18 protein-coding genes and 1 pseudogene are annotated in these 21,541 nt (G+C 73.2%); 4 read left to right on the top strand and 15 right to left on the bottom strand.

All coding sequences use genetic code 11. The annotated features are described in order from the left end of the window. Positions 1-160 precede the first annotated feature (160 nt). The 7 genes from pqqE to LG395_RS13410 all read right to left on the bottom strand — a co-directional run bounded on the left by pqqE (position 161) and on the right by LG395_RS13410 (position 6,474). The gene (gene pqqE, locus LG395_RS13440; RefSeq protein WP_225809534.1) at positions 161-1,291 is read right to left on the bottom strand and encodes a pyrroloquinoline quinone biosynthesis protein PqqE; all 1,131 of its coding nucleotides are present in this window, start codon (positions 1,289-1,291) and stop codon (positions 161-163) included. Beyond that, the gene (gene pqqD, locus LG395_RS13435) at positions 1,288-1,560 is read right to left on the bottom strand and encodes a pyrroloquinoline quinone biosynthesis peptide chaperone PqqD (RefSeq protein ID WP_225809533.1); all 273 of its coding nucleotides are present in this window, start codon (positions 1,558-1,560) and stop codon (positions 1,288-1,290) included. The genes pqqE and pqqD overlap by 4 nt, the downstream gene beginning before the upstream one ends. After that, entirely contained in the window at positions 1,557-2,330 is a 774-nt protein-coding gene (gene pqqC, locus LG395_RS13430) for a pyrroloquinoline-quinone synthase PqqC (RefSeq protein WP_225809532.1), read from the bottom strand. Before pqqC ends, pqqD begins: the two co-directional genes overlap by 4 nt. Then, positions 2,327-3,241, bottom strand: coding sequence for a pyrroloquinoline quinone biosynthesis protein PqqB (pqqB, locus tag LG395_RS13425; protein WP_225809531.1), 915 nt, complete (start codon positions 3,239-3,241; stop codon positions 2,327-2,329). The genes pqqC and pqqB overlap by 4 nt, the downstream gene beginning before the upstream one ends. Positions 3,242-3,249: 8 nt before the next feature. Further along, the gene (gene pqqA / locus LG395_RS13420; protein WP_225809530.1) at positions 3,250-3,387 is read right to left on the bottom strand and encodes a pyrroloquinoline quinone precursor peptide PqqA; all 138 of its coding nucleotides are present in this window, start codon (positions 3,385-3,387) and stop codon (positions 3,250-3,252) included. A gap of 67 nt (positions 3,388-3,454) precedes the next feature. Beyond that, entirely contained in the window at positions 3,455-4,534 is a 1,080-nt protein-coding gene (locus tag LG395_RS13415; protein ID WP_225809529.1) for a PQQ-dependent sugar dehydrogenase, read from the bottom strand. A 392-nt stretch (positions 4,535-4,926) separates the two neighbouring features. Then, positions 4,927-6,474 carry a glycosyl hydrolase family 28-related protein gene (locus LG395_RS13410; RefSeq protein ID WP_225809528.1) on the bottom strand — a complete coding sequence of 516 codons (1,548 nt, stop codon included), beginning with the start codon at positions 6,472-6,474 and terminating at the stop codon, positions 4,927-4,929. Between the two features lie 53 nt (positions 6,475-6,527). On the opposite strand from LG395_RS13410, the gene LG395_RS13405 reads away from it, so the two are divergent. Then, complete coding sequence (locus LG395_RS13405) at positions 6,528-7,229, top strand: CDP-alcohol phosphatidyltransferase family protein (RefSeq protein WP_225809527.1); 702 nt, start codon at positions 6,528-6,530, stop codon at positions 7,227-7,229. Positions 7,230-7,241: 12 nt separating this feature from the next. Here the strand turns inward: LG395_RS13405 and LG395_RS13400 are convergent. From LG395_RS13400 to LG395_RS13380, 5 genes and pseudogenes are all read right to left on the bottom strand, one after another. After that, positions 7,242-7,667: pseudogene (locus tag LG395_RS13400) on the bottom strand (FAD synthase family protein); the annotation flags it as partial. Next, positions 7,664-9,205 (bottom strand): fibronectin type III domain-containing protein, encoded by a 1,542-nt coding sequence (locus LG395_RS13395; protein WP_225809526.1) that lies wholly within the window; start codon positions 9,203-9,205, stop codon positions 7,664-7,666. The pseudogene LG395_RS13400 and the gene LG395_RS13395, both read right to left, overlap by 4 nt. Positions 9,206-9,292: 87 nt before the next feature. Next, complete coding sequence (locus tag LG395_RS13390; protein WP_225809525.1) at positions 9,293-10,822, bottom strand: oligosaccharide flippase family protein; 1,530 nt, start codon at positions 10,820-10,822, stop codon at positions 9,293-9,295. Continuing rightward, positions 10,819-12,408, bottom strand: a complete 1,590-nt coding sequence (locus LG395_RS41150; RefSeq protein ID WP_308071245.1) for a hypothetical protein — start codon at positions 12,406-12,408, stop codon at positions 10,819-10,821. The genes LG395_RS13390 and LG395_RS41150 overlap by 4 nt, the downstream gene beginning before the upstream one ends. After that, positions 12,405-13,940 carry a hypothetical protein gene (locus LG395_RS13380; RefSeq protein WP_225809524.1) on the bottom strand — a complete coding sequence of 512 codons (1,536 nt, stop codon included), beginning with the start codon at positions 13,938-13,940 and terminating at the stop codon, positions 12,405-12,407. The genes LG395_RS41150 and LG395_RS13380 overlap by 4 nt, the downstream gene beginning before the upstream one ends. A gap of 196 nt (positions 13,941-14,136) precedes the next feature. Between LG395_RS13380 and LG395_RS13375 the strand changes: the two genes are divergently transcribed. Together LG395_RS13375 and LG395_RS13370 are read left to right on the top strand one after the other, a co-directional pair. Beyond that, entirely contained in the window at positions 14,137-15,117 is a 981-nt protein-coding gene (locus tag LG395_RS13375) for an NAD-dependent epimerase/dehydratase family protein (RefSeq protein ID WP_225809523.1), read from the top strand. A 29-nt stretch (positions 15,118-15,146) separates the two neighbouring features. Next, complete coding sequence (locus LG395_RS13370) at positions 15,147-16,352, top strand: glycosyltransferase family 4 protein (RefSeq protein ID WP_225809522.1); 1,206 nt, start codon at positions 15,147-15,149, stop codon at positions 16,350-16,352. Between the two features lie 169 nt (positions 16,353-16,521). On the opposite strand, the gene LG395_RS13365 is transcribed toward LG395_RS13370, so the two are convergent. The 3 genes from LG395_RS13365 to LG395_RS13355 all read right to left on the bottom strand — a co-directional run bounded on the left by LG395_RS13365 (position 16,522) and on the right by LG395_RS13355 (position 19,766). Next, positions 16,522-17,733 carry a glycosyltransferase family 4 protein gene (locus tag LG395_RS13365; protein WP_225809521.1) on the bottom strand — a complete coding sequence of 404 codons (1,212 nt, stop codon included), beginning with the start codon at positions 17,731-17,733 and terminating at the stop codon, positions 16,522-16,524. Further along, complete coding sequence (locus tag LG395_RS13360) at positions 17,730-18,290, bottom strand: DapH/DapD/GlmU-related protein (RefSeq protein WP_225809520.1); 561 nt, start codon at positions 18,288-18,290, stop codon at positions 17,730-17,732. The genes LG395_RS13365 and LG395_RS13360 overlap by 4 nt, the downstream gene beginning before the upstream one ends. Before the next feature lie 114 nt (positions 18,291-18,404). Further along, the gene (locus tag LG395_RS13355; RefSeq protein ID WP_372463227.1) at positions 18,405-19,766 is read right to left on the bottom strand and encodes a sugar transferase; all 1,362 of its coding nucleotides are present in this window, start codon (positions 19,764-19,766) and stop codon (positions 18,405-18,407) included. Positions 19,767-20,242: 476 nt separating this feature from the next. Between LG395_RS13355 and LG395_RS13350 the strand changes: the two genes are divergently transcribed. Beyond that, on the top strand, positions 20,243-21,466 hold the full coding sequence (locus LG395_RS13350) for a glycoside hydrolase family 3 N-terminal domain-containing protein (RefSeq protein ID WP_225809518.1): 1,224 nt from the start codon (positions 20,243-20,245) through the stop codon (positions 21,464-21,466). Positions 21,467-21,541: the final 75 nt, after the last annotated feature.

Below are 21,541 nucleotides of genomic sequence, written 5' to 3'. Positions count from 1 at the left end.
TCTGCAGCCACCGCTGTGAACAGCGAAGACAGGCCTGAGCGCCGTCGAAGACAGGTCGGGTGGGTCAAGTGAGCCAGGTGGGGTTCGGTCAGCACTGAAACGCGGTCAGTTGCGGCAGATCGGCGGAGATTCACGGGCAAAAGCCGCAGGCCAGAGCGGCTTACGGGTTGGTTGCGGGCACCGCTCCGGGCCGGCGGTAGACGTACGGCGGCGGGTCGGTCCGGTCGCCGTCGGCCGGATTCCGGACGAGGTGGTGGTCGGGGGAGAGCGCGCACGCCGGGTCGGTGCGGGCGGCGTCGCCGGTGAGGGCGAACGCCTGGCAGCGGCAGCCGCCGAAGTCCTCCTCCTGACGCGGACAGCCCCGGCAGGGGCCCGTCATCCAGTCGGTGCCCCGGAAGCGGTCGAACGCCGGGGACCGCTCCCAGATCCAGGCGAGCCGGTGGTCGCGGACGTTGGGCGGGTCGAGGTCCGGCAGGGAGGCGGCCGCCGGGCAGGGCAGCACGGTCCCGTCCGGCGCGACGGTGAGCGAGACCGCCCCCCAGCCGCCCATGCAAGGCTTGGCCACGCCGTCGAAGTAGTCGGGGACGACCCACACCAGGTCGATCCGCCCGGCCACTTCCTCCCGGCGGCGTTCCACGGTCTCCCGGGCCCGGGCCAGTTGGTCGCGGGTGGGCAGCAGCGCGGCCCGGTTGAGCAGGCCCCAGCCGTAGAACTGCGCGTTGGCCAGCTCGATACGGTCCGCACCCCAGGCCAGGCCGAGGTCGATGACCGCGTCGACGGCGTCGAGGTTGTCGCGGTGCAGCACGACGTTCAGGCCGAGCGGAATGCCGGCCCGGCGGACGAGTGCCGCGGCCCGTTCCTTCGCGGCGAAGGAGGCGGGGCGCCCGGCGATGCGGTCGTTGGCCTCCGGGCCGGCGTGCTGGACGGACAGCTGGACACTGCGCAGCCCGGCCCCGGTGAGCGCGGCCAGCCGTGCCTCGTCCAGCCCGGTCCCGCTGGTCACCAGCTGGGTGTAGATCCCGGCGGCCTCGGCGGCGGCGACGATGCGCTCCAGGTCCGGGCGCAGCAGCGGCTCACCGCCGGACAGGTGCGTGTGCACGACGCCCAGCTCACCGGCCTGACGCAGTACGTCCGTCCACTCGTCGGTGCCCAACTCGGTGGAACGGCGGGTCAGTTCCAGTGGGTTGGAGCAGTACGGGCAGTGCAGTGGGCAGGCGTGGGTGAGTTCGGCGAGCAGGGCCCAGGGCGGTGCGGGCGCCGCGACGGACGCGGGGTTCACGCGGGTGGTCACGTCAGCCAGCCCTCCTGCCGCAGGCTGTCGAGGAAGGCGGGGACGGTGGCGGCCACCGGCGCTCCGGGGAAGCGCTCGGACAGCTCGCCGACGATCCCCGGCACGGTGCGGGTGCCGTCGCACAGGCTCACGACCACCCCGCCGTGTCCTTCGAGCACGACCACGCGTTCCGGCAGGACCAGCAGGTCGGTGCCGCGCACGGCGTCGTGCCGCAGCATCAGCGCGGGGGCGAGCGCAGGGCACCACCGCTGCGCGGGCGGCGGCGTCACACCCGCTCCGGCGCGCTGTCCCGGCCGTGCGCCCGCTCGCCCTGCCCGTCCTGCCCGGACGTGCCCGCGTACTGCTGCACGGCGTCGAGCAGGGACCACAGCACATCGCACTTGAAGGAGAGCGCGGCCACGGCCTTCTCCTGCTCCTCGCGGGTCCGGGCCCACTCCAGCACGAGGTCCAGCGCCTCGGCACTGTCGCGCCGGCCCTGGTCGACGCGGGCGCGGAAGTAGGCGAGCCCGTCCGGCGCGATCCAGGGATAGTGGCGTTCGAACGCCTCGACGCGCCGGCGCATCAGGCCGGGCGCGGTCAGCTCGGTGAGCGAGGCGGCGACGGCCTCCAGGGCGGAGCGCAGGCGGCAGAAGGTGACGTAGCCGTCCACGGCCAGCCGGACGCCCGGCAGCACGCTCCCGCCCGACAACAGGACCTCGCGGTCCACGCCGGCCGCTTCGCCGAGCCGCAGCCAGCGCTCGATGCCGCCCTCGCCCTCGCCGCGTCCGTCGTGGTCCTCGATCCGCCGCAGCCACATGCGCCTCAGCCGCGACGAGTCCAGCTTCGCGATGATCAGCGCGTCCTTGACCGGGATGTGGCGCTGGTAGTGGAAGCGGTTGGTGATCCAGCAGCGCACCTCGTGCGGACTGAGGTCGCCCTCGTGCATGCGGACGTTGAAGGGATGGCGGTCGTGGTAGCGGTCCCGGCCCACCGCGCGCAGGCGGTCCTCGAACTCGGCGCGGCTCCAGGCCCGCACCGGCGGGGCGAGTGTCGTGGTCACAGCTCGATCACCATTCCGTCTTCGGCCACCCCGAGGCCCAGCCGGGCGAGCCGCTTGTGCTGTGGCGCGGCGGGGTCGACGAGGGGGTTCGTGTTGTTGAGGTGGGTGTACAGGCAGCGGGCGGACAGCGTGGCGAGGATGCCGGCGGTGCCGCCCGGTCCGTCGATGGGCAGGTGCCCCATGCCCGTCGCGGTGCGGGCGGAGATGCCGGTGCGGCACGGCTCCTCGTCGTCCCAGAAGGTGCCGTCGACGATGACGCAGTCGGCCTCGGCGGCGACGCGGTGCAGCTCGTCGGACCAGGCGGCCACGGCCGGCGCGTACAGGGCGGTGCCGCCGGTGACGGGGTCGTACAGGCGCAGCGCGACGACCCAGGCGCCGTCACCGGGTGCGTCGGCGGCGTAGCGCGGGCGTTTGCCGGAGACGGGTACGGCGCTGATCCACACGCCGGATCCGGGCGGCAGGCCCGTGTCGGCGTGCAGCGGCTGTGCGCCCCGGCACCGCAGCTCCCGCCAGGTCAGGTCGGTGTACGGGGTGAGGACCGCGCCGAGCCGCAGCCGGCCCTCGACCGCCTCGCGGACCGGGGCGGTGGCGAGGATCTCCAGGCCGTCCGCCTCGCGCAGCCGTCCGATCCCCAGCGTGTGGTCGAGTTCGGCGTCGGTGAGCACGACTCCGGCGACCGGTGTCTGCCGGGGCCGGGGCCCGGGGTGGAGGACCGGGTGGGCCTCGATCTGGTCGCCGATGTCAGGGGTCGCGTTGACGAGGTACCAACGGCCCTCGTCGGCACGGACGGCCAGCGAGGCGTGCCGGCGGCGCCGCCCGGGGTGGGCGCGTGCCCCGGAGCACCCGGGGCACGCGCAGTTCCACTGGGGGACGCCGCCGCCGGCCGCGGTACCGAGAACCTGCAGCAGCATGCCGGCGGCTAGCGGACGCTGAGGGAGTAGGCGGTGACCTCCAGCGCGGTGTCGACGACCACGTATCCGGGGGTCTGCCAGGCGGTCCGGTTTGTCTCCTCGGTCGTGCGGGCGGGCTGCTCCGCCTGCTCCACGGCTTCGGTCATGCTACGCACCTTCCTTTCTGCGAGGGGGTGTCGCCCTCCCCGGGCGGGAGGGAGCCTTGGTCGACCGTCACTGCTTGACGGTCACCTTGAGGATCAGGTCCTTGCCGCTGCCGCGGTCGCTGGTGCCCATCCACAGCTGGTCGGCGCCGGGGACCTTCACCAGTGCCCGCAACCGGCCGTAGGCGCCGTCGTAGTAGGCCGTCGCCCGTCCGACGTCCTGTCCGGTGGAGTCGATCGGTACCCGCCACAGCCGGTGGCCGCTCAGCGTGGAGGCGTAGATGACGTCGTCGACGATCGCGATCTGGGCGGGCACGCCGCCCTCGTCCGGGTCCCAGACCATCTTCGGATTCGTCATTCCACCGGTGCGGCAGGCGCCCTCGCAGGTGGGCCAGCCGTAGTTCCGGCCCGGCTTGACGAGGTTGAGCTCGTCCCAGGTGTCCCGGCCGATCTCGGTCGACCACAACCGTCCGGCGCGGTCCCAGGCCAGCCCCTGGGGATTGCGGTGACCGTAGCTGTAGACGCGTGTCCCGAACGGGTTCCCGGGGGCCGCGGCACCGTTCCTGGTGATCCGCAGGATCTTTCCGTTGAGTGACTTCTTGTCCTGGGCCAGGTTGCTCTTCCGGGCGTCACCGGTGGTGACGTACAGGTATCCGTCGGGCCCGAAGGCGAGCTGCCCGCCGTTGAGCTGGGTGTCCCGGACGATGCCGGTCAGGATGGGGGTGTAGCCGCTCAGCCTGGTGCCGTCGAACCTCATCCTGACGACGCGGTTGTCCTTGGCCGTGGTCTCCATGAAGAACACGTCCTTGTCGGTGGTCCCGTTCCAGGTCGGGGACGTGGCGACACCCAGCAGACCGCCCTTGTCCTGCGTCTGCTCGCTCCACACCGCGTTCGGTACCGTGCCGACCTTCCTCTTGGCGCCGTCCAGGTCCACCTTCCAGACCACGGCGGTGTCGCGTTCCGTCACCAGCGCCGCGTCGCGGCCCCGGAGGAACGAGATTCCCCAGGGCGTGGTCAGTTCGCCCGTGAGCTTGCTGATCCCCGACGGGGCGCCACCCGCGCGCGGGCCGGCGGGGCCTTCCCCGGCCGTCGCGGGCGCCCCGGACACGCCGAGTGTGGCGACGGCGGCGACAGCGGTGAGCGCGGCCATGCCCGGACGAACCCGATGCGGCGCCGCATGCGCCAAGCGTGACATCCTGATGCCTTTCCTGTCGTGGCGCGACCGCGTGGTTCCGGACGGAACGACGCGGCCGACTGCGATACGAGGGGGGTGCTCACCGCCGTGCCGCACCGCGGCGGACCCGGTGGACAGGGCGTCGGCCGGAGCGTGGCAACGGCTCCTTTCCGGAGTTCGGGCGCCCCCCGAAGCGAACGGCCACCGGGACCGGCCCGTCGTGCTGTCGGGCGTTTCCCGGCGTCGGGACTGCGGATACCGGTGAGCTTGCGCCCCGGCCGGTCCGCCGCCGGTCATCGGCGCCGGGGAAGTCCCTCCCACGGGTGACCCGCCGCTGCGCGGATGGGCGAGAACGGAGTACGGCCGGGTCAGGGGGACTTCTGCTGCGGTCGGCAGTGGCCGGCCTGGCCGGTGTCGTACGGCGTCGGGGTCCCCGGGGCGCTGGGAGTCGTCGCGGGAGCCGGTTCGGGGGCCGCTGCCGGCTGCGGAGAGGGGGCCGTGTCGGGCACCGGCTCGGGCGCCGACGCGGGGCTCGGGCTCGGACTCGGGCTCGGACTCGGGCCGGAACTCGGGCTCGGGCTCGGGCTCGGCACCAGGCACGGGGGCGGGGCGGGCGGGGTCGACGGGGCGGACGGGGCGGACACGGGCGAGCCGGCCGTCCCGCCCGCGTCGACGCAGTCGACGAACCGCACGAAGGGCACCTGCCCCGTGCCGCCGGCCACCGCGAAGTCGTGTGCCGTGTGGCTGCGGAGCAGACACATGTCGTAGCGGGCGAGGACCGGGAGGGTGTCCGGCGCCGCGGCCGGCCGGTACTCGTGGCGGCCCACCAACTGGCAGGAGTCGTAGCGGATCAGCGGCCCGCTCGGGCCCACGCTGTAGCGGTGCGGGCGGACTTCGGCGGAGAAGTCCTTGAAGGCGAGACCGGTGTCGTCGCAGTCGTCGAAGTGGACCGTGCCGCCGCTCCACACGCAGTCGATGACGACCACGTCGGGGTTGCGCACCTCGAAACGGATGTCCTGGGCGTGGAACCGCTGCACGGAGTCGTGGTGGCGGGCCACGGGGAAGCGGAAGAACGTGCTGGTGGTGCCGTATTCCGGGGTGCTCTGCGGGCGTCTGTCCGTGATGATGTACGAGCCGCCCCGGCAGGCGATGGAGCCGCCGTAGGGGAACTCCAGGAAGTTGCCCCACTCGTACTCGACCTTCATGTCGGTGAACCAGTAGTTGAGGAACTGGTCCTGGTCGTTCGGCTCCCGCTGCCCGTCGCGCGTCAGCCCCGAGTACAGGAACGCGCGGCGGTAGCTGCCGCCGACCCGGCACGCCTCCCACCGCATCTCCGAGTTGGTGTCCGTGCCGCTCAGGACGAGCCCGTACTCCCATTCCCCCATCCACTCGCACTCGGAGAACCGGTAGTCCTGCGCCTGTCCCGTCGAGTACGAGTCGAAGAAGGAGGCGCCCGGTGTGGCCGAGCGGAACCGCATGCGCTCGAAGGAGAGGTTGGACCACACGTCCTGGTTGCGGCAGAGGTAGGAGCCGGGGCCGGTGCCGGGGCGGAAGACGAGACTCGTCATGCGCCTGCCCGCACCGGAGAACCGCAGGCCGCTCGCGGGCCGTGGCGGGGCGACACCGTTGAGCAGCGCGTGCGGGCGGGTGATCAGGAACTCGCCGGCGGGGATCTCGATCACCACGCGTCCGACGCCGTCGGTAACCCGTGCGGCGGCGAACGTGTAGGCGACCTCGAAGGCTTCGCTGTCGTCGGTCTGCCCGTCGCCCACCGCGCCCAGGTCGACGACGTTGACCACGGTGTCCGCCTCGGTGGCGGGGCGCGGGGCGGCGGAGGCGCCGCGGGTGGACAGGGCCGTCGCGGCCAGCGCCGAGGCGCCGCCACGCAGAAGCCGCCGACGGCTCACACGGGACATCGATCCATCCCCTTCTGTCATAATCCCCTTCTTTCCAGACAATAAGGAGCTAAATGACCGGGTTCATCGAGGTGCTCAGGTACATGTCGGCGGCTCAGAAGCCCGCGAAGGGGGCGTCGGTCTACACCCTGTTCGTCAACCGTCCGGCCGGCCGCGTCCTCGCGGCCCTGGCCTACCGGGTCGGTGCGACCCCCAACCAGCTGACGGTGCTCGGGGCCCTGTTCACCTTTCCGGCCCTGGCCGCCGTGGCGCTGGTGCGACCCGGTCCGGGGCTGGCGGTCTGCGTCTGCGCGGCCCTGGCCGTGGGGTTCGCCCTCGACGCGGCGGACGGACAACTCGCCCGCACGCAGCGCTCCGGAAGCCCGTCCGGCGAGTGGCTGGACCATGTGCTGGACTGCGTCAAGCTGGTCACGGTGCACCTGGTCGTCCTGGTGTCGTTCTACCGGTTCTTCTCCCTGCCCGACCCCGCCTTCCTGCTGGCCCCGATGCTGTTCGAGCTGGCGGCCGTGGTGATCTTCTTCGCCGGCATCCTGACCGAGCAGCTCAAGCGGCTGACGGCGGCCCCGGCGCCGGCGGGGCCCGCGCCGGCGCTTCGGTCCCTGCTGCTCCTGCCCGTCGACTACGGCGTGACGTGCCTCGGCTTCCTATTCCTGGGCAGCCAGCACGTCTTCCTTTGCGTGTACTGCGTTCTGCTGCTGGCCCACCTCGTGTTCATGGCCGCCTTCCTGGTCAAGTGGTTCCGCGAGCTGGCGTGAGGGGATCCGCGGCGGCTCGCTCCGGGCGAGCAGTTCCAGGGCGCCGCGCAGGAGGGTGCTGGAGGTGTGCAGGGTGTAGGGGAAGTAGACGACCTCGACACCGACCTCCGCGAAACGCCGCTCCAGCTCGTTCCACTTGGGCGTTCCGCGCCAGTCGTCGCCCTTGAAGATGACGTGGAAGCCGACCCGCTTCCACATCTCCAGTTTGTCCTCCCTCGACTCGACGACGGCCGCGTCGACGCAGCGCAGGCTGCCGACGATCTGCAGGCGCTCGGTGAGCGGGACGACCGGCGGCCTGCCCTTGAGACGGACCACCAGGTCGTCCGAGGTGACTCCGGCGACCAGGCGGTCACAGTGCCGGCGCGCCTCGCGCAGGATGTTGAGGTGACCGATGTGGAACAGGTCGTAGACGCCGGGCGCGAATCCGATGCGGGTCACTGCGCGCTGTCACCCCCCGCCTGCACGGGCACGGACACCCGCAACGGCGGCGACTTACGCGAGGTGTTCGTGCCGTCCGTCACCTCGATCCGGTACTGGTGGCGGGTGCCGGCGGCCACGGAGTCGGTGTGGCTCATCAGCGGGCGGTTCCAGTAGGTGGACGACTGCTTCTGCCGGGAGATCAGCCGGCCGTCCCGGTAGAGCAGGTAGGTGAGCGACGCGTCGTCCCGGTCCCACGATGCCTTCCAGCGCAGGGTGACCCGTCCGGGGCGCTGGGCGGCGAGCGTGAGCGCGGGCACCTTCGGCGCCCCGGTGTCGGGGCCGGGTCCGAAGCGGGTGAGGGCCTGCTGGGGCTCGTCGTTGACCTTGGTGAACTCGCCGCCCACCCAGAGGACGCCCCGGGCGACCGTCAGCGCCCGGGGTCCGATCTGTTCCCCCGTCCCCTCGTCGGTGTCGGGGAACCAGTGCAGGATCCTGCTGTCCCCGGGCGACTGGGCCAGCAGGTGCTGCCGGTCGTGGCGCTCCGGGAACCCGCCCGGGGTCTCGCCGCAGTCGTGCGCGTGCGAGGCGCTGTACAGGACGCCCTGGTAGGGCAGGACGGCCTGGGTGGCGCCGTGGCAGGTGTCCTTCCACACCATCCGGTCGTCGTCGAGCCGGCCGGCGATACGGCCGTCGAAGACGCCCTCGCCGTGTCCCTCGGCGCCCACGTAGAACCGGCTGCCGTCCTGGGCGATCGACTTCACCGACGACCGGGGCGGCAGCCAGTCCGGGAAGGTGCGCTCGATCGCCCCGCCGGCGGAGTCCAGGGCGACCAGCGAGTGGGCCCGCCGGCCGTTGACCCACTCGAAGTCACCGCCCGCGTAGAGCTTCCCGTGCGAGGGCGCCACCGACAGCGCGCGCACCGGAGCGTCGACGTCGGCCCGGAACGGCCGCAGCTCACCGCCTGGGGTGAGGGCGGCGATGCGCTGCCGGGTCCGGCCGTCGACCCGGCGGAAGTCGCCGCCGAGGTAGACCGTGCGGTCGGTGACGTCGATCGCCCGGACGGTCGCGGACACCGCCGGGCGGAAATCTGCGCGCAGCGAGCAGTCGGCCGTGTTCAGGGCGACGGCACTGGCCACGCCGGCGGAGCCGACGCGGCTGAAGGAGCCGCCCACGTACAGCACCCGGCCGTCCGGCGAGGTCCTGAGCGCGCGGACGGTCGCCTCGCCCCCGGTGAACGACGGCGCGCACGGCAGCAGGGCGCCGGTCACGGCGTCGAACGCGGCGAAGTTGCGGCGCGGGACCTCCCGTTCGCCCGGCGCCGCGCCGGGCGGGCGCACCGCGTCGAAGGTCCCCCCGACGTAGACGACACCGTGCGCGGAGGCCAGCGACCAGACGATGCCGTTCGTCTGCCACGTGGTCAGCGGATCGGCCGTGAACGACGTCCTGGGATCGCCGGCGGCCGTGGCGGGAGCGGGCTGGAGCAGGGCGGCGGAGCACAGGAGCGTGGCGGCGACAGCACTGGTGGCCGCCCTCGACGGGAGGTTTCTCAGGCGCATAGGACACCCCGGATGGCAGTGGTGTGGGCGACACGCGGGGAATGACTCGGGGCCCGCCGCACCCGGACCGCACACCCTTGCCCGGGCTCATGCGGCGCGACGGCGCAGGACTCCGACCAGCTCACTCACTCCCAGCGGCCTGCGATACCACCACAAAGTAGTACCGAACGCACACAATCCCAACGTCATCCCGGCGGCGAGTCCTGACGTGGTGTCACCTCCCAGTGAGCGCGCGGCGGCCAGCACCACCGAGACGGCGAGTGCGGTCCCGAGCGCGGTGGTGTAACCCCGGTCCACGGTCGTGAAGCCGAGGCGCAGCCGGATGAGCAGCGCGGCCGAGAGGTTCTCCACCACGATCGCCGCGCCCCAGGACACGGCGGCCCCGACGACGCCCCACCGCGGCACGGCGAGCAGGCCCACCGTCAACTGCACCGTGAATGCGAGCGCGGTGACGGCCAGGTGCCAGGAGCTGCGGCCGGACATCAGCAGAACGGTCTGGGCGTTGCCGACCGCCACGTTGACCATCGAGGCGAGGCACAGCACGACCAGGGCGGGCGCCCCGTGGACGAACTCCGGGCCGAAGACCGACAGCACGGTCCGGGGGAAGGCGGCGACGAGGACGAACAGCGGCCAGGAGAAGAGCACGATCCAGCAGGTCGAGACGCGGTGCAGATGGCGTGCCTCGGCGACCTGTTCGACGGCGAGCAGCCTGCTGATCTGGGGTGCCACGGCGAGCCGCACGGCCAGTTGCAGCAGGGTGCCCGCGGTGACGACGCGGCCGATCGCGGTGTAGACGCCCGCCTCGGCGCCGGTGGCCAGCGCGGACAGCAGGAGGACCCCGACCCAGACCGCGCTGATGTCGAAGACGGACGAGATCGCGCGGGGTGCCGCGAAGCTCCAGAAGGAGCGCCAGGGAACGGCCCCGCGCACGGCCGGCCACGCGGTGCCGCGCAGGGCGCGGCAGCGGCGCAGGGCCGGCCAGGCGGCCAGGGTGCCGGCCAGCGCGGGCAGCAACCAGGCCGCGGCCAGCGGCAGCAGGCCCGGCGCACAGGCGGCCACCGGTACGGCGATCAGCACGCGCAGCACCGGTTTGCCGACCTGCTCCACGCCGACGAACGGCACCACGGTGCCATGGCCCTGGGTGGCGCCGAGCAGGACCAGTCCGACGGTGGCGACGGGCAGGCACAGCGCGAAGAGCCGGACCAGGGCGACCGCGTCGGCCGGCGGCAGGTGCGGCAGCAGCGTGGTGGCCACCGCCGGGCACAGCACGAGGACCAGGCCGGCCGCCGTACTGGTCACGGCCGCGGGTACGACGGCCGCGCGCAGCAGACCGCCCACCGTGCGTCCGCCGCCCACCGCGATGTCCCGCGAGACCAGTCGGACGAGCCCGGTGTCGGCACCGAGCTTGCAGGTGTTGCTGAGGATGGTGAACAGGGCCACGCCCGTGAAGACCGCGCCCGCGCCCTGCGCCCCGAGGGCGCGGGTGATCAGGCCGACGAAGACGAAGGCGAAGACGGCGTTCGTCGCGGAACCCGCCACACCCCACCACCCGCCCCGCGCGGCGGCGGCGACGCTGTCCGAGGCGGTGGGGGCGGCGGTCGCCTCAGGGGCGGTCATCCGCGGGAGACCGAGAGCGTGTCGTCCTGCGCCGGGAGCTCCACGACCGGGGTGGCGGTCTCCGCCGCCTCCGGGCGCGCGGGCCGGCGGCGCGGCACGGCACGCAGGCGTCCGCGCCGGCGGCCGGCGTCGAGCACGGTGCCGAGCAGGGTCCCGCCGGAGCACTCGATCAGCTCGTGCGCCCGCCTGAGGTCGTCCCGCCGGGTGGTGCCGAGACCGGCGACCAGCAGTACGCCGTCGACGCGCTGCGCGAGGGCCAACGCGTCGGCGTGCTCCAGGACCGGCCGGGCGACGACGACCGTGGTGCGGGAGCCGGACCCGGCCGGCAGCCGGTGGACGGCGGCGGGACCGCCCGCGCGGTCGGGCGTGCCGGTGCCGCCGGCGCAGCAGGCGAACCGCCCGGCGGTCCCGGCGTCGACGAGGCGGCTGCCGTCGGGCGGCGCGGAGGCGTCCTCGGGCGTGCGGGCGTCGTCCGGCAGCAGTGGCAGCCGGGACATGAGGGCGGCGGTGCCGGGGTCGGCGTCCACGAGCAGCACCTCGTCGCCGCCCTCGGCGAGGGCCGCGGCCAGGTTCGCGGCGACCTCCTCGGTGGCGGTACCGCGCCGGGGGGAGACGACGAGGAGCCGGGCGGTGCCGGCGCGCAGGCCGGTGCCGCGCAGCCGGTAGGCGAGGGCGCGCAGCGCCTCGGCCCGGTCACCGCCCCGGTGGCCGACCGCGAGCAGGTCGTCGTCGTCCTCGCCGTGCCCGGGGGGCAGCAGGCCGAGCACCGGGGTGCGCAGCGCGGCCCGGGCCTCGTCGGCCGACCGGACGCGGGTGTCGAGGGCGGAGCGCAGCCAGGCCAGCAGGATGCCGAGGGCCAGTCCGCCCGCCAGCCCGAGCGCGAGCAGGACGGACCGGCCGGGCACCGAGGGCCGGGCGGGCGGCTCGCCGCGGCGGACGATGTCGCCTCCTTCGGTGTCGCGGGAGTTGATGTCGACGACGCGCTCGCGCAGGGTGTCCAGCCGGCTCTGCAGGGCCTTGGCGGTGTCGTCGTCCTCCGTCTCCTTCTTCTGAGCGGCCTCCACCGACTTGATCTGCTGCTCCACGCCCTGGGTGGCCCGCCGGGCGGCGGCCTGGTTGCGGGCCTTGCGGTCGGCCAGGTAGGCCTCGGCGAAGGCGTTGGCGCCGCGTGCCGCGCGCCCCGGGGTGCCGGCGGTGAACTCGAAGCGCAGCACTTGGGACTTGGCCTGGTTGGTGATCCGCAGGTCCTCCTCCAGAGCGTTCGCCCTGCCGTCGGCCTGGCCCATGAGGCGTGCCGCGCGGACGGCGACCGCGGTGCTCGCGGCGATCTGCTGCTCGGTGCCCATGCTGACCTGGTTGTCGGCGGCCACGCTGACCGTGCCGAAGGGGTCGGCGGTGGAGCGTACGAGGACCTCGCTGGTGGAGGTGTAGGTGTGGGCGCGGGAGAGGGCCAGGGCGGCGCCGCCGAGCAGCCCCAGGACGATGCCGAGGGCGATGACGGCACGGTGGCGCAGGAGCCGGCGCAGCTGGTCGCGTAGCTGGTCCGGCTCGTCGTACCGGTCGTAGAGGTGGATGGGGCCGGTCACGGGTGCCCTCCTGTTCCGGGGAGCTGTGCGGTTCGGGTGGGTGCGGTCGGCGGCGCCGACGGGACGAGCCGGGCCGCGCGGGCGGCGGGGGTGGTGACGAGCAGCGGAACGGTCACCAGCAGCGTCAGCGGGCCGACGATCCCCAGGAGGCTGCCGCGCAGGAAGACGATCTGGTAGAAGCCGAACGCCGGGACCAGGAAGGCGGCGAGGCTGCCCGCCCGGTCGCGGAGCCGGTGGCGTACGTCGTCCATGCGCCGTCCGGCGGCGCCGAGCAGGAAGAACACGGCGGCCACGGCGGGCGGGCCGGCCCACAGGTAACTCTCGATCCACAGCGGGGCGGAGAGGTTCAGGAAGTCGTAACCGGCGTACTGGGCCAGGGTGATGCCGGTGTCCCCCGGCTTGTCCGGCCACACCGAGCGCGGGACCGGGAACAGCACGGGGCCCAGCGCGTCCTGCGGTGAGAAGCCCCGGTCCCGTGCCATGTCGATGCCGGTCTGCACCTGCTGGAAGGCGTCGTAGTCGCCGTTGGTGGTGAACTGCGCGGACAGGGAGACGACGGCGAAGTGCTCGCGGTCGCTGTAGCGGAAGTAGTCGCTGTACGGGAAGAGCAGCAGCACGGTCGCCATGAGGGTGGCGGCGATGACGCGGAAGGCGCGGGGCCGGCACAGCCGGGGCACGGCGAACAGCAGGGTCAGCAGGACCGTGCCGAACCAGAACCGCGGTTTGCTGACGGGGTTGTTGACGACGGCGTTCAGGGCGATGAGCAGCGGCAGCAGCAGCCGGCGGGCACCGCGCAGCAGACGGTCGCCGCCGGGCACGCGCGGTACGTGCATCAGCCCCAGCAGCGCCCAGAACGCGGGGACGGACAGGGACCAGTTGCGCACGGCCGCCAGGAACGCGTCGTTCGAACCGTCGGCGATGCCCGCCTCGCGCAGCGCCTGACGGCTCGTGAAGTAGGCGCCGACGCCGCCGGGCCGGCCGGGTAGGAGCAGCGCCGCCAGGGCGAGGGCGAGCCCGCACAGCGACAGCAGGCGCCAGGGTGCGAGGCGGCGGGACAGCAGCCGTTCCACCGGCCCGGGCGGGCGGGCGCCGGGACCGGCCGCACGGGTGCGCTCCCGGCGGGCGGCGACGGCGGTCCCCGCGCTGTGCGCGAGGAGCCCGAGTTCGACGACGGCCACGGCCGTCAGGGCGGTTCCCTGGCCGGTCCGGTAGGGCCAGGGGTAGGTGTCGGTGGCGAGTTGTGCCAGGGGCGCGAGGCCGAGCCAGACGTAGGCGAAGACCCAGAAACCGAGGGCGACGAGCCGCACCGTCGTCGCGGTGAGCACACGGACGAGGGCCACGGCGGTGTGCGCCAGCACCACACCCTGCACCGCGAGCGCCACCGACAGGTGCGTGCCGTCCGACTGGAGGATCAGCCCCGGCAGCAGGAACAGCAGCGCCACGGCCCAGAGGGAGACCGCGGCCACGCTGCGGACGGGGGCCTCGCGCCACTGAAGGTCTTCGCCAGCCGGGTATTTCCCCTGAAAGCTCATCAACAGGGTTATAGCGCCCGTACCTCATGAAGCCGTACAGGCGCGCGCGAATCCGGGAGCCGCGCGCGGCCGTCCGCACGGCGTCGTCATCGGGTGACGCGAGGGACAGGTCGGCGTGCCATTTCCCCTAAATAGGGACAAATATGCATTGCTTTACCGCATCAGGCCATCCGATCCTCGGACAAAGGAGTTGCCCATGGGCAAGCAGGTCGACGTCGTCGTTGCCGGTGGCGGGGGATTCATCGGAGGCCATCTCGTGGGCTCCCTGCTGGCCCGGGGACTGACCGTACGCTCCATCGACGTCAAGCCCCGGCACGAGTGGTACCAGGTCCACGACGCCGCGGAGAACGTGATCGCCGACCTGTCGCTGCTGGAGAACGCGCGCGCGGGCGTCCGGGACGCGCGGCACGTCTACATGCTGGCCGCCGACATGGGCGGCATGGGCTTCATCGAGAACAACAAGGCCGCCTGCATGATGTCGGTGCTGACCAGCACCCACATGCTCCAGGCCGCCCACGAGGCCGGGGTGGAGCGCTACTTCTACTCCTCCTCCGCCTGCGTCTACGCCGCCGCCAAGCAGACCGACGCGGACGTCACCGCGCTCCGCGAGGAGGACGCCTACCCGGCGCAGCCCGAGGACGGCTACGGCTGGGAGAAACTCTTCTCCGAGCGCATGTGCCGCCACTACACGGAGGACTACGGGTTCACCACCCGCGTCGCCCGCTACCACAACGTCTACGGCCCCCACGGCACCTGGGCCGGCGGCCGGGAGAAGGCTCCCGCCGCGGTGTGCCGCAAGGTGGCCGAGGCGGTGCTCTCCGGCGACCACCGGATCGAGATCTGGGGCGACGGCCTGCAGACCCGCTCCTTCATGTACATCGACGACTGCCTCCACGGCACCCAGATGATCATGGAGGGGGACAGCGGCGAACCGGTCAACCTCGGCTCCTCGGAGCTGGTGACCATCAACCAGCTCGTCGACGTCGTCGAGCGGATCGCCGGCATCCGCTGCGAGCGCAGCCACCGGCTGGACGCGCCCCAGGGCGTGCGCGGGCGCAACTCCGACAACACCCTGATCCGCGAGATCTACGGCTGGGAGCCGTCGGTCTCCCTGGCCGACGGGCTGGAACGGACCTACGCATGGGTCTACGACCAGGTCAAGCGCTCCCACCAGTGAGCCCGGACGCGCTGCGGGGACACGGGACGATGAGGATCCTCGTCCACGACTACAGCGGCCACCCGTTCCAGGCCCAGCTGAGCCGGGAGCTGGCGCGCCGCGGTCACCAGGTCGTCCACTCGACGTGCACGGCCTACGTCTCCGGCAAGGGCGACCTCGCCGGCTCCACGGCGGGCCTGCGCTTCGTCACCATCGGGGACGGCGTCAGGCTGCGCAAGGACGCCTACTTCCGCCGGCTCGGCCAGGAGACCCGGCTGGGGCTCGAACTGGCCCGGCAGGTGCAGCGCGAGAAACCCGACGTAGCCCTGCTGTCCAACCTGCCGATCCCGGTGCTGGTGGTGACCGCGGCCGTCCTGAAGCGGCTGCGCATCCCCTGGGTGCTGTGGCACCAGGACGTGACCGTGGTGGCGCTGGAGAGCTTCGCCGCCGCCGACGTCGCCAGGTCGATGGGCATGGCGGCGAAGGTGTTCGGGGCGGGCGAGAAGTGGTCGGCGCGGCAGGCCGCGGCCGTCGTGGTGATCGCCGACTCGTTCGTCCGGGTCCACGAGGAGTGGGGCACCGCGGACAAGGTCACCGTCATCCCCAACTGGGCGCCGCTCGACGAGATCGTCCCGGTGTCACGGGCCAACGGCTGGTCGGCTGAGCACGGTCTCAACGACGTGCGGACGCTGCTGTACTCCGGCACGCTCGGACTGAAACACGACCCGGAGCTGCTGGTGCGGCTGGCCGAGCGACTGCGCGGGCAGGGAAGCCCGGTGCGTCTCGTCGTCGTCAACGACGGCCCCGCCGTACCGGTCCTCAGGGACGCCGCCGCGGCGCGGGGCGTCGACCTCACCCTGCTGCCGTTCCAGCCGTACGAGCGGCTGCCCGAGGTGCTGGGCACGGGCGACGTCCTCGTCGTCCTGCTCGACCCGGGGGCGGGGCAGTTCTCGGTCCCGTCCAAGACGCTGTCCTATCTGTGCGCCGGGCGGCCGGTGCTCGGCCTGATGCCCGCCGACAACCTCGCCGCGCGGCTGCTCCGGCAGGCCGGGTCGGCGGTCTTCCCCCCACGGGAGTCCGCACTGGACGCCGCGGCCACGTGGGTCCGGGAGGTGCTGTCCGACCCGGCCCTCGCCGAGCGGCTGGGCAAGGAGAGCCGCGCGCTTGCCGAGCGGGAGTTCGCCCTGGAGGACTGTGCCTCCCGCTTCGAGGCCATCCTGCGCACGAGCGCCGGCGGCACCCGCCACCGGTGCTGAACGGAGCCTCCCGCCACCGCGTCCGTGCACCGGCGGCGGGAAGCTCGCGCGCGAGCGCGCCGCCGGGCCGGCCCCGGGCCGGGGCCGCGGGTTCCCGTGACCCCGGTGTGCGTGCGAGCGCCGGCGTGGGCGGGCGCCCGCTGGACAGCGGTGGGCCCGGTGGGCGGGGTCAGGCGAGCGGGGCCGGTGGGGCGGGCTGCCGCCGGGGACGGCCGGCGGCCGGGCGTGCCGCGCCGTGCGTCTCGCCTCGGCCGGCCGGCTCCTCGCGGCGGCCGCCCAGGTAGACCTCCTCCAGCCGGTCCACCACGGCGCCGATGGAGTACACGTCCTCGACCACGCGGCGGCCGGCTTCCGCCATCCGGGCGCACAGCTCCGGGTCACCGAGCAGCCGGCGGACCGCCGCCGCCATCGCCCCGGGGCTGCCGTCGGTGACGAGCGCGGCGCCACGGCGGGCCAGCTCGTCGGCGATGCCGCAGGTGTCGGTGCAGACCACGGGCGTGCCGGCGGCCAGCGCCTCGATGACCGTCATGCCGAACGGCTCGTTCACGCTCGCCAGCACATGGACGGCCGCCGTACGGTACGCCTCGCGCGCCTCGGAGGGGTCGAGCGCACCGCCGTAGCGGACCACGCCCGCCGGCCCCTCCTCGATGAGCCGGCGCACGGCGGGCAGCGATCCGTCGTCCGGGCCGTACAGCGTGAAGCGGGCCTCGGGCATCTCCTCGTGCACCAGCGCGGCCATCTCCACGAAGGCCTCGGGACGCTTGCGGGGATGCAGCCGGGCCAGGAACAGCACGTGCGGTGCGCGTGGCCGCCGCGGCGCCGGTTCCGGCGGCCCCGGCTCGATGCCGTTGGGCAGGATCCGCAGGGGCGGACCGTCCGGCCCCAGCACCCGCGCCACCAGGTCGCGTTCCTGCTCGGTCAGGACGCAGCAGGCGCGCGCCCGGCGCAGCAACGGCAGGTAGAGCAGGTCGAACAGCCGGACGGGCAGGGCCGTGCGCGGCTCGACCATGCCGTGCGTCTGCGCCACACACGGCACGCGGCGCAGGGCGGCGACGGCGAGGGCGGACAGGGAGACCAGGTCGCGCCCCGCGTGCACGTGCACGACGTCGGCACCGCCCATGGCCCGCCACAGATCGCGTACGAGGAGGGGGTGCAGCAGACCGATGAACCCCCGTCCCGGCAGCAGCGCACGGGCCGGACGGGAGCGCAGCCGGACCGTGCCGACGCGCTCCGGCGCGCGGTCGCGGCCCCGCCACAGCGACATCAGCGCGACGTCGTGACCGCGCGCGGCCAGCTCCCGCGCCTGGGCGACGGCGACGCTCGGCGGACCGCCGAAGGCACCGTCGTCGCTGAGGAGCGTGACCACGTGGAGCAGTCTCATGCCGTACGTCCCTTCGTCGTCAGGACCTCGCCGGGCGCCAGGTCCCGGTGGGCGACGGCACCGGCGCCCACCACCGCGCCCCGGCCGACCGTGACACCGCGCAGGACGACGGCACGGGCCGCGACCCAGCTGCCCGGCTCCAGCCGGACGGGGCCGTTGTCGAACTCGAACGTGGCGGAACGGGCGCTGTGGCTGCCCGCGCACAGCAACGCGCCCTGGGAGACGCAGCAGTCGCTGCCGATCGTGACGGGTTCGAGGTTGAGGATCCACGCCTCCTCGCCGATCCACACGTCGTCGCCGACCTCCAGCTTCCACGGCCAGTGCACCCGCACCCCGTGCCGGATCAGCACCCGCTGTCCGACCCGGGCGCCGAAGGCGCGCAGCAGCACCGGGCGCCAGCGGTCGGGGCACCACCATTTGACGAAGGCCAGGTGGAGGACGGCGAACCAGGCGGCCTGGACGAGCAGGGGGCGCCCCTTGTCGTAACCGGCGCCGGTGAAGCCGCGCAGGGATCGCTCGACGACGGGCCGGTGCGGTGCGGCTGCGGTCTGCGCCATGACGCTGTTCCTCCCGGTTCCGCCCAGTTCCTCCCGGTACCTTGCCGGTTGCCTGCCCCTTCCGCCGCCGCGATCGGCGCGTGTTGGCGGCAGCCCTGCCCGGATGGACGAACTTCAGTAGGCGCCCTGGCCGTTCAGCACCGCGCGTACGGTGCGGGCCATCACGTTCATGTCCATGGAGGGGGACCAGTTGTCGACGTAGCGCAGATCGAGCGAGACCGTCTCGTGCCAGGACAGGTCCGAGCGTCCGCTCACCTGCCACAGCCCGGTCAGGCCCGGCTTGACGTGCAGCCGGCGCATCTCCACCGGGCTGTACTTGACGACCTCCTCCGGCACCGGGGGGCGCGGGCCGACCAGGGACATGTGCCCGAGGAGGACGTTGAAGAGCTGGGGCAGTTCGTCCAGCGAGTAGCGGCGCAGCACGCGTCCCACGGGTGTGACCCGGGGGTCGCGGCGCATCTTGAACATGTGGCCGTCGTGCTCGTTCGCCGCCTCCAGCTCGTTCCTGAGGCGGTCCGCGTCGACCACCATCGTGCGGAACTTCCACATGGGGAACGGCGTCTTGTACCGCCCGACCCGGATCTGACGGTAGAGGGCGGGACCGGGGGAGCCGAGCCGCACGGCCAGCGCCAGCAGGAGCAGCAGCGGCGAGAGCAGCACGATCAGCAGCAGCGCGCCCACGCGGTCGACGGCCGCCTTCAGCAGGGCCGGCACGCCACGGCGCAGCGGCGGCGAGATGTGCAGCAGGGTGAGTCCGGACGCCGAGGTGAGCCGGACCCGCCGGCGGGCGACCTCGACGATGCCGGGCAGCACGACGACCGGGCAGCCCCGGTCGTGCACCGCCCAGGACAGCCGGCGCAGCCGCTCGCCCGACAGGTGCGGGCCCGTCGCCACGAAGACCAGGTCGGCACAGAGTTCGTCGGCCGCGCCGAGCACCGTGTCGGCGTCAGCACCGGGGGGCCCGGGCTCCTCGCGGGGCAGCCGCGCGTACACGGGGACACCGGAGAGCACCTCGTCCTGCCCGACCGGGCAGCAGCCGACGATCGCGTACTCGTGGTCGGTGCGCTGGGCCAGCTGACCGACCACCGCGTCGATCGTCGGGCCCTCCCCGACCACCAGGACATGGCGCAGTGCGCGGCCGTTGCGGCGGGCGGCCAGGAGGTGACGGTGGATCACCTTGTGGCAGGACGCGGTGAGGACCAGTGCGGGGATCAGCGCGGTGAAGGCTTCCGCCGGCACGCTCCCCAGCCCGCACAGCACACGCAGCGTCGCCAGCGCGCCGACCAGCAGCAGCCAGTCCCGCAGCGCGGCTCCCAGGCCGCCGCCGTCACCCCAGGCGGAGGGCGTGTACCGCTTGCCGACCACTCTGATCAGCGGCCACAGCAGGGCGGCGACGGCCGCGAGCCGCAGGGGGTGGGGCTCGTGGACCTCCACGATCGCCGCCGTCACCGGCAGTGCGGCACCGGCCAGGTCCACGCAGACGGACAGGGGGCCGTACCAGCGGGCGTGGGTGCCTTCCGGACGGGCCGGCCGACGCGGCACGGAAACCGGGGTCTGTCGGGTTGCCGCGATTCTGAAGGGCCGCATGCCTCTCCTTAGGAGCTCCAATCCCAGACAACCGGCGCGGCCGCGCCGCCCCCCGGGACCGGCCACACCTTCACGTGATCTTTATATCAAGCAATAGTCATCAATGTCTGATTTGCTTATTGACTTCGTTCCATAACAGGACGGATGCCGCCCTTCTCCGGGCGAACTCGCGCCCCCTCCCAGGACGGAAGCGGGGTTCCGAGGGCCGGTACACGGCTTCCTGGCAGGCAAGACGCGCATCTCACCGCCGTGCGGCGTAGCGTGTGGAAGCGGGGGCGCGCGGCGGAGCGGTCTGCCCCCGCCGTACAGGAACAGCGGGCCGCCGATCGCCTGCCCGCCCATCGTCCGAGACAGGAGCGTCATCCATGACAGCACGTGTCCGCCGGCGCGGAAGGGGCCGTTCGGCGGCTCTGCGCACCGGCATACCGCTCGTCACCCTGCTGCTGACCGCGGTCGCCACCGGTGAACCGGCCGCCCAGGCGCATACCGTCCAGCCGGTCCGCGCCGTCGTCGACCCGGGTCCGGGAGCCGTCGCCACCACCTGCGCCGATCGCGTCTACACGGGGATGACCCAGGTACAGCGCATAGGCCAGCTCTTCATGGGCGGGGTGTCCGCCGCGCACCCCAGCGCGACCGACCTGCGTACGCTGCGTGACTACCACGTCGGCTCCGTCATGCTGACCGGGCGCAGCAGCGCCGGCACCAAGGCGACGCGCAAGGTGGTGGACGGCTTCCGGGGCCAGGCGGACACGGTGTCCGGCCGGCGGGTGGGCCTGATGGTGTCCACGGACCAGGAAGGCGGCCAGGTCCAGGTGCTGAGCGGTCCCGGGTTCTCCACCATGCCCGCCGCACTCACCCAGGGCACCTGGTCGACGTCGACGCTGCGCAGCCGGGCCGCCGGCTGGGCGACGCAGTTGAAGTCCGCCGGACTGAACCTCAATCTCGCTCCCGTCGCGGACACGGTGCCGGCCAGCCTCGGCACGCGCAACGCGCCCATCGGCCGCTACAACCGCGAGTTCGGCCACACCCCCGAGGTCGTCGCCTCGCACAGCGGTGCCTTCGCCGAGGGGTTCAAGCAGGCCCATGTGATGACGACGCTCAAGCACTTCCCCGGTCTCGGCCGGGTGACCGGCAACACCGACACCACCGCGAACGTCGTGGACTCGGTGACGACGACGTCCAGTTCCTACCTCGGCCCCTTCCGGTCCGGCATCAAGTCCGGGGCGCCGTTCGTGATGATGTCCTCGGCCACCTACACGAAGATCGACGCACACCACATCGCGGCCTTCTCCCCGACGGTCATCCGCAAGCTGCTGCGCACCCAGCTCGGCTTCAAGGGCGTCGTCATCTCGGACGACCTCGGACAGGCCGTCGCGGTGAAGTCGTTCACCCCGGGTCAGCGGGCCGTCAACTTCCTCGCGGCGGGCGGCAACATGATCCTCACCGTGAAGGCGTCCACCGTGCCGGCGATGGCGCAGGCGGTCGGCGCCCGCATGAAGACCGACGCCGCGTTCCGCGCCGACGTCGCCGACAGCGTGCACCGCATCCTCGCCGCCAAGTCCGCCGCCGGCCTCCTCAGCTGCGGCTGAACCATCACCGGGTGGCCGCCGGGCAGGGACGGGAACCGGCTCGGCCCCCGGGTGCGCCCGGGGGCCGGGCCGGTC

The organism is Streptomyces spinosus (genome assembly GCF_020400655.1).
Taxonomy (GTDB): Bacteria; Actinomycetota; Actinomycetes; order Streptomycetales; family Streptomycetaceae; genus Streptomyces; species Streptomyces argyrophylli.
Note: the sequence above shows the minus strand (reverse complement) of the source record. Positions and strands in the feature narration are given on the sequence as shown.